This window comes from Streptomyces purpureus, assembly GCF_014648195.1.
GTDB classification, from domain to species: domain Bacteria; phylum Actinomycetota; class Actinomycetes; order Streptomycetales; family Streptomycetaceae; genus Streptomyces; species Streptomyces purpureus.
Genome location: NZ_BMQQ01000002.1, coordinates 160,635 through 172,376 on the forward strand (window position 1 = coordinate 160,635; position 11,742 = coordinate 172,376).

Annotated in this window: 13 protein-coding genes; 5 read left to right on the forward strand and 8 right to left on the reverse strand. The window is 73.0% G+C overall.

Features of this window, described 5'->3' with window-relative positions; all coding sequences use genetic code 11:
• Positions 1–8 precede the first annotated feature (8 nt).
• Entirely contained in the window at positions 9–905 is an 897-nt protein-coding gene (locus tag IEZ01_RS04485) for a LysR family transcriptional regulator (RefSeq protein WP_229832677.1), read from the reverse strand.
• A 77-nt stretch (positions 906–982) separates the two neighbouring features.
• Between IEZ01_RS04485 and IEZ01_RS04490 the strand changes: the two genes are divergently transcribed.
• Positions 983–1,714: a CTP synthase C-terminal region-related (seleno)protein gene (locus tag IEZ01_RS04490; protein WP_019890207.1), complete on the forward strand. Its 732-nt coding sequence runs from the start codon at positions 983–985 to the stop codon at positions 1,712–1,714.
• Here the strand turns inward: IEZ01_RS04490 and IEZ01_RS04495 are convergent.
• Complete coding sequence (locus IEZ01_RS04495; protein WP_189200010.1) at positions 1,711–2,337, reverse strand: nucleoside/nucleotide kinase family protein; 627 nt, start codon at positions 2,335–2,337, stop codon at positions 1,711–1,713. The two genes, IEZ01_RS04490 and IEZ01_RS04495, sit on opposite strands and share 4 nt — an antisense overlap.
• Before the next feature lie 160 nt (positions 2,338–2,497).
• On the opposite strand from IEZ01_RS04495, the gene IEZ01_RS04500 reads away from it, so the two are divergent.
• On the forward strand, positions 2,498–2,887 hold the full coding sequence (locus IEZ01_RS04500) for a VOC family protein (RefSeq protein ID WP_019890205.1): 390 nt from the start codon (positions 2,498–2,500) through the stop codon (positions 2,885–2,887).
• Between the two features lie 192 nt (positions 2,888–3,079).
• Here the strand turns inward: IEZ01_RS04500 and IEZ01_RS04505 are convergent, their stop codons facing one another.
• From IEZ01_RS04505 to IEZ01_RS04530, 6 genes are all read right to left on the reverse strand, one after another.
• A complete protein-coding gene (locus IEZ01_RS04505) occupies positions 3,080–3,835 on the reverse strand; it encodes a hypothetical protein (RefSeq protein WP_019890204.1) in 756 nt (251 codons plus the stop codon).
• Positions 3,835–5,130, reverse strand: coding sequence for a VWA domain-containing protein (locus IEZ01_RS04510; RefSeq protein WP_189200012.1), 1,296 nt, complete (start codon positions 5,128–5,130; stop codon positions 3,835–3,837). The genes IEZ01_RS04505 and IEZ01_RS04510 overlap by 1 nt, the downstream gene beginning before the upstream one ends.
• Positions 5,131–5,224: 94 nt before the next feature.
• A complete protein-coding gene (gene msrB, locus IEZ01_RS04515) occupies positions 5,225–5,638 on the reverse strand; it encodes a peptide-methionine (R)-S-oxide reductase MsrB (protein ID WP_019890202.1) in 414 nt (137 codons plus the stop codon).
• 27 nt (positions 5,639–5,665) lie between these two features.
• On the reverse strand, positions 5,666–7,072 hold the full coding sequence (murC, locus tag IEZ01_RS04520; RefSeq protein WP_019890201.1) for a UDP-N-acetylmuramate--L-alanine ligase: 1,407 nt from the start codon (positions 7,070–7,072) through the stop codon (positions 5,666–5,668).
• Positions 7,073–7,175: 103 nt separating this feature from the next.
• Positions 7,176–7,658: a hypothetical protein gene (locus IEZ01_RS04525; RefSeq protein WP_028798101.1), complete on the reverse strand. Its 483-nt coding sequence runs from the start codon at positions 7,656–7,658 to the stop codon at positions 7,176–7,178.
• A gap of 105 nt (positions 7,659–7,763) precedes the next feature.
• A complete protein-coding gene (locus IEZ01_RS04530; protein WP_189200014.1) occupies positions 7,764–8,615 on the reverse strand; it encodes a pyrimidine reductase family protein in 852 nt (283 codons plus the stop codon).
• A 36-nt stretch (positions 8,616–8,651) separates the two neighbouring features.
• On the opposite strand from IEZ01_RS04530, the gene zapE reads away from it, so the two are divergent.
• The 3 genes from zapE (at position 8,652) to IEZ01_RS04545 (ending at position 11,729) form a co-directional block, all read left to right on the forward strand.
• Positions 8,652–9,722, forward strand: coding sequence for a cell division protein ZapE (gene zapE, locus IEZ01_RS04535; protein WP_189200016.1), 1,071 nt, complete (start codon positions 8,652–8,654; stop codon positions 9,720–9,722).
• Between the two features lie 34 nt (positions 9,723–9,756).
• Positions 9,757–10,182: an OsmC family protein gene (locus tag IEZ01_RS04540; protein WP_019890197.1), complete on the forward strand. Its 426-nt coding sequence runs from the start codon at positions 9,757–9,759 to the stop codon at positions 10,180–10,182.
• A gap of 155 nt (positions 10,183–10,337) precedes the next feature.
• On the forward strand, positions 10,338–11,729 hold the full coding sequence (locus tag IEZ01_RS04545) for an alkaline phosphatase PhoX (protein WP_019890196.1): 1,392 nt from the start codon (positions 10,338–10,340) through the stop codon (positions 11,727–11,729).
• Positions 11,730–11,742 lie beyond the last annotated feature (13 nt).

Genomic DNA, 11,742 nt, shown 5'->3' on the forward strand with positions numbered 1-11,742 from the left:
GTCCGAGCCTAGACCGCCCTGCTCAGCCGCCGCACCAACTCGCCCGCCGCGCCCGTCGGTTCCCCGGCGGTCACGAGTTCGGTGCGGTGGACGAGGCGGGATCCGGCGAGGGGGACGGCGACGCCGCCCGGCGTGGCGGCCGCGGCCGTGGCGGGCAGCAGGGTCAGGCCGTGGCCGGCGGCGGCCAGGGCGGCGAGGGTCCGTACGTCCGTACCGTCGTAGCGCAGGGCGGGCCGGAAGCCGTACGAGCCGTGGGCGGCGCGCAGGCGTTGCAGCGGGAAGCCGGCGGCGGGGGCGTCGATCCAGCGGGCGTCGACGAGGTCGTCGAGGCGCAGGCCGGTGCGGGCGCGGCGGGCGAGGGGGTGGTCGGCGGGGAACAGCACGGTGAGCGGGTCCTCGGTGAGACCGCGGGCGGTCCCGAGGGCCGAGGCGGTCAGACGGGCCATGTCGGGCAGCGGGAGAGGGTCGTTGGGGGCGGCGAGGCCGTCCGCGACTCCGAGGTCGGCGGCTCCGGTGGCGACGGCGGCGGGGACCTCGTCGCGGGGGATGACGTGCAAGGTGACACTTGTCGGCGGCAGGGCGGCGAGGATTCCCGGGTGGGCGGCGGCCAGCGGGGAGGCGGCGAGGGTCACGGCGCCTCCGGCCGGTTCGGCGGTGAGCCGGGCGAGGTCGGCCCGGGCCGCGTCGAGGCGCAGCAGCAGGGATCCGGCGTGTTCCAACAGGCGTTCACCGGCGCGGGTGGGTGCGACGGGGCGTCGCGAGAGCAGCGGGGTGCCGAGGTCGTTCTCCAGGGCGGCGATGTGCTGGGAGACCGCCGACTGGGTGTAGCCGAGTTCACGGGCGGCGGCCGAGAAGGACGCGAGGCGGCTGACCGTGACGAAGGTGCGGAGCAGATGCGGATCCATGTCCATGAGCATCGCTGATGCGGTCAGCAGTGATCATCGTTGGACGTGATGCCGGGTGCGCCGTGACGATGGCACACATGACACAGCACACCGCACGCATCGCCCTGGTCGGCGACCGCTCGCACCATGTGACCTCGCATGTCCGCGTCCCCGAACTGCTCGACACGCTCGCGGAGCGCGACGGACTCGTCCTCGACGCCTACTGGATCCCCACGCCGGACGCCCTCGAGCCCGACGCCGTCGCCGGCTTCGACGCGGTGTGGGTCCTGCCCGGCAGCCCCTACGTCAGCGAGGCGGGCGTGCTGACCGCGATCCGCACCGCTCGGGAGAACGGCATCCCGTTCCTGGGCACCTGCGGCGGGTTCCAGCACGCACTGCTGGAGTACGCGCGCAATGTCTGCGGTCTGACCCGCGCCGCCCACGCGGAGAACGATCCCGCGGCCGACGGCGACGATCTGGTGATCACGCCGCTCGCGTGCTCGCTGGTGGGCCACGAGGGGACGGTGCGGGTGACGCCGGGGACGCTGGCCGAGTCGGTACTGGGGACGGCCAGCACGCTGGAGCGGTACCACTGCTCGTACGGCCCGGACGGCCGCCACCTGGAGACCCTGCGGGCGCACGGTCTGGCCTTCACCGGCGCGGACGAGGACGGGCAGGTGCGGATCGCGGAGCTGCCGGGGCATCCGTTCTTCCTGGCGACGCTGTTCCAGCCGGAGTTGGCCGGGGACGGCACCCGCCCGCATCCGGTGGTCCGGGCGCTGGCGGCGGCGGCCGTGGAGCACGCGGGTGCGCGGGTGGCGGCGGTCTAGCTCATCAGGACGACGAGGTGGGCGCGGTCCCGGCCGGGCGCCACCAGGCGGGCGTTGGCCTCGTCGGAGTCCCTGACCCAGCGCTCGGCGTGCGGGCGTTCCTTGCCGAAGCGCACATGACGCTCCACCAGCCGCCGCACGCGCCGCGGTTCGTCGAGTTCCAGGAACCACGCCTCGTCGAGGAGGCCGCGGACCGGAGCCCAGGGGCCGTCGTCGTGGAGGAGGTAGTTGCCCTCGGTGATGACGAGCGGTACGCCGGGCGGCACGGGGATGCTGCCGGCGACCGGTTCCTCCAGGGTCCGGTCGAAGGCCGGTGCGTACACGGTGACATCGCACTGTTGTGTACGCAGCCGGTGGAGCAGGGCGACGTATCCGGCGGCGTCGAAGGTGTCGGGCGCGCCCTTGCGCCCGGCGCGGCCGAGCCGGACGAGTTCGTCCTGTGCGAGGTGGAAGCCGTCCATGGGAACGAGGACGGCGAGCCCGTCGAGCCGCTCGACCAGCCGCGCGGCGAGCGTGGACTTCCCGGCGCCGGGCGCCCCGGCGAGGCCGAGGACGCGGCGGCGTCCCGGTACGGCGAGGCGCCGGGCCCGTTCGGTGAGCTCGGCGAGCAGCTGCGCGTCCATGCGGGCCATTGTCCCACCGGGCCGAGACGGCCCCGGCGGCCTCGCTGCCTCCGCGCCCAGCCGTCCGCTGTGCCCGGCCCACCCGCGCCGCCCGCCCTGGCCCTGGCCGCGGCACAGGCGGCCGGACCGGGGCCCGGCCCTGGCCGCCTACGCTGGGCGTATGTCCTTCATCGCCCTGGTCACACTCGTCGTCCGCGACTACGACGAGGCCATCGCCTTCTACACCGACTCCCTCGGCTTCACTCTGGTCGAGGACACGGACCGCGGGGACGGCTCCCGCTGGGTCGTGGTCCGCCCGCCCGGGGCCACCGGCGGTACGGACCTGCTGCTGGCCCGCGCGAAGGACGACCGCCAGGCCGCCGCGGTCGGCGCCCAGACCGGCGGCCGGGTCGGCTTCTTCCTCCACACCCACGATTTCGCCGCCGACCACGCCCGGATGCTCGCGGCGGGCGTCCGCTTCCTGGAGGAGCCGCGCCACGAACCGTACGGCTCGGTCGCGGTCTTCGAGGACCTGTACGGCAACCGCTGGGACCTGCTCCAGCCCGCGTGAAATAGGCCGTGCGGCGTGCGCGTCCGACACGGTACGGGGCGGCCTCGGTCCGGCGCCGAAACAGCCCCTGCCGACAGCGCATTGTCGACATCGTGGGGTCGTCAACCCGGAGTTGCTGCACCACGGCGCGGAGATCGCCCTGCTCCGTGATCTCTACCGGGCGCAGCAACCCTGACGAGCGTCCGCCGTGCCCTAGGAGAGAACCCTTCCCCGGCCACGGGTGAGGCTGTACCCCCAGATGCCGGCAAGCGCGGCGAGGGCCGCGCCGGCCGCTGTCCAGAGCCAGCGGGGGGACCACCAGCCGGACGACCAGCCGCCGTCGGGTTCGACCGCGCGGCCGGTGGAGGGGACGAGCGGGGTGGAGAGGGAGCCGTCGACGGCGGATGCGGCGCCCGCGTCGGCGGTGGTGATTTCGAGGGCGGCGTCCACGGGCTGGCCGAGGTCGGCGGCCGGGGCTCCGACGACGGTCAGGCGGACGTGGTAGACGCCGGGCAGCGGGTCGTTGGCCCAGGGCTCTGCCAGGGCGCGGACCGTTCGGAGGGCGCAGGTGAGTTCGACCGAGCGGGCGTCCGCGGCGAGGGACTTGGTGGTGCTGCCGTAGCGGCACGCCTGGTGGCGGCGCAGGCCGTCGTAGACGTCGAGCTGCCAGGTGTGCGCGCCGCTGCGGGGGGCCGCCTTCTCGGGAAGGGTGACGGTGGCCCGTACGGTGGCGCGGTCACCGGCGTCCGCCGGGAATTGCCAGTAGAGGTAGTCGCCGGTGGAGGCGTTGGCGGTGGCGCGCTGGCCGGGGCGTACGACGGTGGCGGTACGGAAGGACGTACCGGCTTCGGTCGGGGCGGCCTCGGCGCTCGCGCTCGGCGAGGGGGTTTCGGCGTGGGCCGTGCCCGGGAGGGCGAGGAGCGCTGCTCCCCCGAGGAGCAGGCTCGCGAGGGTTCGTACGGTTCGCATCAGTTGGTCCTCCACACGGTGACGCGCCAGCGGGACAGCCAGCCCCACAGCACACCGGCCGCGAAGCCGACGAGGATGAGCGCGGCGAGGAACCACCAGCCGCGGCCGAGGCCGAAGAAGGCGGTGTCGGCGGCTTCGTCGGGGCCGTCGACGACGTCGATGGTCAGCTCGACGGGCAGGCCGGGGGCGGTCTTCACGCCGGCGGGCGCGGAGAAGGAGTTGCTGACGCGCAGGCAGACGGTCTCGGCGGCGGGCTTGCCGTCGCCGTCCCCGGAGTCGGAGTCCGAGTCGTCGGTGTCGGGCTTGGGGTAGCGCAGGCCGGTCGAGATGACGTCCGTACGGCCGTCGCCGGCGGCCTCGCCGCGGACCATTTCGCGGCCGTGGACGGTGGAGGCGCGCAGCATGACGCCGTAGTCGCGGTTGACGGGGCGGTCGGCGGCGACGCTGACGGAGGCGCGCAGTTCCTGGCCCGGCAGCAGGTCGACCTTGTACCAGCGGTGCTGGCCGAAGGTTTCGCGGTCGGAGTAGAGGCCGGTCTTCAGCTGGGGAGCGTTCGCGCAGCTGTCGGCGCCCTGGGCGGGGGCGGGGGTGGCGACGGGGTCGGCGGCCCGGTCCACCAACTGGCCCACGCGGTCGGACAGTTCGTCCTTGTGCCGGATGGAGGTGTACGTACCGCCGGTGGCTTCGGCGATGCACATCAGCTGGGCCCGCATTTTGGCGTTGGGCACGAGGCCGAGGGTGTCGATGGTGAGGCCGATGCCCTTGGCCGCGATCTCGCGGGCCACCTCGCACGGGTCGAGGGGTGCGCAGGTGTCTTCGCCGTCGGTGATGAGGACGATCCGGCGGGTGGCGTTGCCGCCCTCCAGGTCCTTGGCGGCGCCGAGGAGGGCGGGGCCGATGGGGGTCCAGCCGGTGGGCGCGAGGGTCGCGACGGCGGTCTTGGCCTCGGTGCGGTCGAGTCTGCCGACGGGGTAGAGCTGGCGGGTGTCCTTGCAGCCGGTCTCGCGGTCCTTGCCGGGGTAGTCGGCGCCGAGGGTGCGGATGCCGAGCCGCACCTCGTCCGGGACGGCGTCCAGCACTTCGTTGAACGCCTGCTTGGCGGCGGACATCCGGGACTGGCCGTCGATGTCCTTGGCCCGCATGGAGCCGCTGACGTCTAGGACCAGCTCGACCTTGGGTGGTTCCTTCGCCGGGGCCGGTTCGGCGTCGGCGACGGCCGGGGCCGGAGTGAGGCCGCCGGTCAGGGTGACCAGCAGCCCGCACACGGCGGCCGCGAGTCGCTTTCGTGTGATCATCGCCGGATCATATTGATCAAGCGGCGCGCCGTCACACCGAGCCCTCGCCGGACCGCGACCGCCTCGGGGGGCGGCACCGCCCCCCGAGACAGGCTCAGCTCTCGTTCTCGTCCGGGGTCAGCCGCAGCGAGATGGAGTTGATGCAGTAGCGCTGGTCCGTCGGCGTGCCGTAGCCCTCGCCCTCGAAGACATGGCCGAGGTGGGAGCCGCAGCGGGCGCAGCGGACCTCGGTGCGGATCATGCCGTGGGAGGTGTCGGCGAGGAGTTCGACCGCGTCGGAGTCCTTCGGGTCGTAGAAGGACGGCCAGCCGCAGTGGGAGTCGAACTTGGTCTCGGAGCGGAAGAGCTCCGCCCCGCAGGCACGGCAGGAGTAGACGCCGGCCGTCTTGGTGTCGGTGTACTCACCGCGGAAGGCGGGCTCGGTGCCGGCCAGGCGCAGGACCTGGTACTCGGACGGTGTGAGTTCCGCCTGCCACTGCTCGTCGGGCTTTTCCACTTCGTACGCCATCACACGCTCCTCAGCTCGGCAGGCGGGTCAGCTCGACAGGCGGGCGAGGATCCGCGGACCGAGGTCCGTGACGTCGCCCGCGCCCATGGTGAGAACCAGGTCACCGGGGATCGCCATTCCCGCGATCACGTCCGGGACGGTTCCCTTGTCGTGGACCGGGGTGACGTCGGCGCCCGCCGCGCGGGCCGCGTCGACGATCAGCGCGCTGGTGATGCCGGGGATCGGGTCCTCGCGGGCGGGGTAGATGTCGAGCACCACGGACGCGTCGGCGAGTGCCAGGGCGTCGCCCATCTCCTTGCCGAGCTCCTGCGTGCGGGAGAAGAGGTGGGGCTGGAAGACGACCAGGAGGCGGGAGTTTCCGGCGGCGCCGCGCATGGCCTCCAGGTCGGCGGTCATCTCGGTGGGGTGGTGCGCGTACGAGTCGATGACCTGCACGCCCGCCGCCTCGCCCTTGAGCTGGAGGCGGCGGCCTACGCCGGTGTACGCGGTGAGGGCCTGGGCCAGGGCGGCGGGGTCGACGCCGGCGCGGGAGCCGGCGGCGAGGGCGGCGGCGGCGTTGTGGGCGTAGTGGCGGCCGGGGACGGAGACGGTGAAGGTGTGCTCGGTGCCGTCGAGGGCGACGGTGACCTCGCTGGTCATGCCCTTGGGGGTGATGGCGAGGATACGGGCGTCGGAGCCCTCGGACTCGCCGACGGTGATCACGTTCAGATCGGCGCGGCCCCGGACCCGGGCGGCCAGCTCGCGGGCGCCGGAGTGCTCGCCGACGACCAGGGTGCCGCCGGGGCGGATCTTGGCGACGAAGGCCTCGAACGATTCGTAGATCTCGTCCATCGAGGCGTAGTTCGCGTGGTGGTCGAGCTCGACGTTGAGGACGATCGCGACCTCGGGGTCGTACTTCTGGAAGCTCCGGTCGCTCTCGTCGGCCTCGGCGACGAAGATCGCGCCGTCACCGTGCAGGGCGTTGGTGCCGGGGCCGGCGAGGTCCCCGCCGATGGCGTACGACGGGTCGAGGCCGAGCTCGGTGAGGGCGACGGCCAGCATCGAGGTGGTCGTGGTCTTGCCGTGCGTACCGGCGACGGCGATCGCGCGCAGGCCGTCCATCAGGGAGGCGAGCGCGTCGGAGCGGTGCACCACGGGGACGCCGAGCTCGGCGGCGCGGGCCAGCTCGGGGTTGTCGGCGCGGATGGCGCTGGAGACGACGACGCAGGTGGCGTCGGAGGCGAGGTGGTCGGCGGCGTGGCCGATGTGGACGGTGGCCCCCAGCGCGCGCAGCGCGTCGGCGGTGGGGGACTCCTTGGCGTCGCTGCCGGCGACCTTGGCGCCGCGCTGGGCGAGGATCTTCGCGATGCCCGACATTCCGGCACCACCGATGCCGATGAAGTGCGGCCGTTCCATGGCGGAAGGGACGGCGGCGGCAGGGATGGCGGGTGCCATGCGTGTGTCTCCCCGGGGTGCGGCGTTCATGAGGCCCCCAGCCTAGTTCCTCACCACGCCCGGGCCGCCCGGCGCGCGGCCGGGCGGCGGCGCGCCGGTGCGCTCAGGCGGATTCCGGCTCGGCGTGCGCGAACAGCTTGAGGACGGGGACGCCGACCTTGTGGCGGGCCCGGGAGGCCCAGTCTCTGTGGAAGAACTCCTCCACGTAGTGCGGCGCCGTCAGGACGATCACCTCGTCGGCGTCGGACTCGTCCACGACGGCTTTGAGCTTGTCCAGCGGGTGGTCCTCGACGATCTGACCCACGGCCTCGCAGCCCGCGTCGCGCAGGGCCTGGAGGGAGTGCTCGAGGGCCACCGTGGCGGGGCGGCGGGCGTCCTCGCCCGCGGGCTCCTCGCCCTCGCGTGCGGCTTCCTTCAGCTCGCCCATGGCCACGTCGTCGATGGCGCGCAGCAGGACGTCCGCCTGGTCGCCGCGGGGCTGCATCAGCACGATGAAGGAGACGCCCTCGTCGCCGTGCAGGGTGGTGACGAATTCCACGTCGACGGACGTCAGGGGCTTCTCGATCATCAAAACGCTTGTGAACACTGCGTGAGCCCTTCTGCGGAAACCATCCTTCCCCGTGCCCGCACGGGGTCTGCAGAGTAAGTGTGCCCACCGGGAGCTAACCGGAACGACAAATTCCGCCGATTGTCAGATCCGGCGGTAGCGGGTGAAAAGGAACCCGGACTCCTCGAGGAGCGACGCCAGCGCGAACCGCTCCGGCACCGCCACCGACGGCCCTCCGGCGATCCGCTGCGCGCCCCCCGCCGTCATCGTCGGCGACACCGTCAGACACAGCTCGTCCAGCACCCCGGCCGCCACCAGCTGGCCCAGCAGCCGCGGCCCGCCCTCCGTCAGCTGGCGGCGCAGCCCCCGTCCGGCCAGCGCCCGCACCGCCCGCTCCGGCTCCACGCCGGGCCCGTCCCCGGCGACGATCACGACCGCGCCGGCCGCCTCGGCCGCGCGGACGCGGTCGGGCGGCGCGGCCGCACCGGTGAGGATCAGGGTCGGCACCAGCGGCTCGGTGAACAGCGGCAGGGCGAAGTCGAGGTTCAGGGAGGCGCTGACGACGGCAATCGCCGGCGCCGGGCCCTGTCCGGCGGCCTCCCGCCGCTTGGCGAAGGCCTCACGCGCGCGTGCCGGGCGGTAGCCCTCCAGCCGGACCGTTTCCGCGCCGACCACGACCACATCGGCGAGCGCCCGCAGAGTGCCGAAGATCCGCATGTCCGTGTCGCCGGAGATGGGCTGCGAGCGGCCCTCGTGCTGGGCCGCCCCGTCCAGCGAGGAGACCATGTTGGCCCGCAGCCAGGCCCCGGGCCCATGGACCCCCGCGCCGCCCTCCGCCTCCCGGGACCCCGCGTCCGAGGAGCCCGCGCCCACCTCAGCATTCTCGGCGTCCTTGGGGTACGCGTAGGCGTCGGCCAGCTCGTCGAGGGACCACTCCCGGTCCCCGGCGGTGTCGTCGGCTGCTGTCAGGTCGGTCACAGGGAACAGGCGTCGCATCCTCGCAGTCTGACACGGCGCTTACAGTGGGGAACTGTGTCGACCCGTGCCATAACCGAAGCGGCCCCGCTCTCCCTCTGCGCCCGAGAGCCGCATGTCCCCGCCGACCGACTCGTCGCGGAGATGGTGCCGCCGCCGCGCTTCGACGCGGTCCGCTTCGACACGTACATACCGGACCCGAAGCAGCCCAGCCAGACCGAGGCCGTGCGGGTGCTCTCCGCCTTCGCCGGCGGTCTGGGCGGGGCCCACGCCACCGGCGCCGGCAAGCGCCGCTGGTTCGCCCGCAAGCCCGCCGAGCCCACCGGCCCGCGCGGCGTCTACCTGGACGGCGGCTACGGCGTCGGCAAGACCCACCTGCTGGCCTCCCTCTGGCACGCCACGCCCGCCGAGCCCGCCCTGAAGGCCTTCGGCACCTTCGTGGAGCTGACCAACCTGGTCGGCGCCCTCGGCTTCCAGCAGACGGTCAAGACCCTCAGCGGGCACCGTCTGCTCTGCATCGACGAATTCGAGCTGGACGACCCGGGCGACACCGTCCTCGTCTCCTCGCTGCTCGGCAAGCTGGTCGAGGCGGGCGTCGCGCTCGCCGCCACCTCCAACACCCTGCCCGGCAAGCTCGGCGAGGGCCGGTTCGCCGCCGCCGACTTCCTGCGCGAGATCCAGGGCCTGTCCGCCCACTTCCGTCCGCTGCGGATCGACGGCGAGGACTACCGCCACCGCGGTCTGCCCGAGGCGCCCGCGCCGTTCTCGGACGAGCAGGTCGCCAAGGCCGCGTACGCCACCGCCGGGTCCTCCCTCGACGACTTCCCGCACCTGCTGGACCACCTCTCGCGCGTGCACCCGAGCCGGTACGGCGCGCTGACCGACGGCCTCACCGCCGTCTGCCTCACCGACGTGCAGCCCGTCCCGGACCAGTCCACGGCGCTGCGGCTGGTCGTCCTCGCCGACCGGCTGTACGACCGGGAGGTGCCGGTGCTCGCCTCCGGGCTCCCCTTCGACCGGCTCTTCAGTGAAGAAATGCTGAAGGGCGGGTACCGCAAGAAGTACTTCCGGGCGATCTCCCGGCTCACCGCGCTGGCGCGGGACGCAAAGAGGCTTGTGGACCAGTAGGTTGGGGGCCATACCCGATCGAAAGGGATTCACCATGGCCGCTACCCGTTCCGCCCATGCCGTCTGGGAGGGTGACCTCCTCAAGGGCTCGGGCGTCGTCTCCCTCGACTCCTCCGGCATCGGCTCGTACCCGGTTTCCTGGCCGGCGCGCACCGAGGAGCCCGGCGGCAAGACCAGCCCCGAGGAGCTGATCGCGGCCGCCCACTCCTCCTGCTTCAACATGGCGTTCTCCAACATCCTGGCCAAGGCCGGCAACCCGCCGGCCCGCCTGGAGACCAAGGCCGACGTCACGTTCGTGCCGGGTCAGGGCATCACGGGCAGCCACCTCACCGTCCGCGGGACGGTGCCCGGCCTGGACGCGGAGGAGTTCCAGTCCATGGCCGAGGACGCCAAGAAGAACTGCCCGGTCAGCCAGGCCCTCACCGGTACGACGATCACCCTGACCGCCGAACTGGCCTGACGCGTAGGGGCAGTGCGTCCGCATCGGCCGCACGCCTGATACGTCGTACGCCTCATGAGGCGACGTGGTCCGCATGGTTCACGTGCATCACTTCGAGTGATACACACATGCGGACCACAGTCATTTCCTGTCCGCCAGCAGGGAGTTGTTGCCTCATGACGTCCACATCCTCGCCTGGTTCCACATCTGGTTCCACGACACGCCGGCAGGTCCTCGCCCGCACCGGCGCCTCCGTCGCCTCGATCGCCTTCGCCGGGGCCCTGACCGAACTCTTCACCGGGACCGCCGCCGCCCGCGGCCACGCCGGATACGGCCCGCTCGTCCCCGACCCGGCCGGGCTCCTCGACCTCCCCAGAGGCTTCCGCTACAAGGTGCTCTCCCGGGAGGGCGAACCGCTGCGCTCCGGCGAAGGGCCCGTGCCGGGCAACCACGACGGGATGACCGCCCTGCCCGGCCGCCGCGGCCGGATCCACCTGGTCCGCAACCACGAGAACCGGGCCACCGCCCGCCTCGGCGTCCCCACCGTCGCCGGCCTCACCTACGACCCGGCCGCCAAGGGCGGCTGCACCGCGCTCGAACTCGACGGACGTGGCAGCGTCCTGGCCGAGCGGGTCGCCATCGCCGGGACGGCCGTCAACTGCGCGGGCGGGCCGACCCCCTGGAACACCTGGCTGACCTGCGAGGAGACCGAGGACAAGGCCGGCACCAACGGCTACACCAAGGACCACGGCTTCATCTTCGAGGTCGACCCGGCCGCCCCGCACCGCACCGGAGCCGTCCCGCTCACCGCCATGGGCCGCTTCCAGCACGAGGCGATCGCCGTCGATCCGTACAGCGGCATCGTGTACGAGACGGAGGACGCCTTCCAGCGCCCCTTCGGCCTCTTCTACCGCTTCCTGCCCGAGAAACCGCTCGGCGGCACCGGCTCCCTGCGCGCCGGCGGCACCCTGGAGGCGATGCGGGTGCCGGGCGTCCCCGACCTCTCCGCGATCCAGGAGACCGGGGCGAGCTTCGACGGCGTGAGCTGGGTCCCCGTACCGGACCCGCAGGCGATCGAGACCCCCATCCGGCTCCAGGACTTCGGCCCCCAGGGCATCACCCACGCCCAGAAGCTGGAGGGCTGCTACTGGAACGGGCGGTCCGTCTACTTCGTCTCCAGCTTCGCCCGCTCCGGGGACGGCTCGGCGGCCGACCACTACGGGCAGGTGTGGCGGTACGAGCCGCACCGCCGCCGCCTCACCCTCGTCGTCGTCTTCGGCCCGGACACGGACCTCCAGCTGCCCGGCGAGTCCCCGGACAACATCTGCCTGGCACCCGGCGGCGGACTGATGGTCTGCGAGGACGGGGACGGAGCGCAGCATGTGTATGGGGTGACGAAGCGCGGCGAGGTGTACGCGCTGGCCCGCAACGCCCAGAACATCGGCACCGCCGAAGCTCCCGAGTGGGGCGAGTTCGCGGGCGTCACCTTCTCCCCGGACGGGGACACGATGTACGTGAACTGCTATACGCCGGGCACAACCTTTGCGGTGACAGGCCCGTGGTGCTGACGGGCTGAGCGGG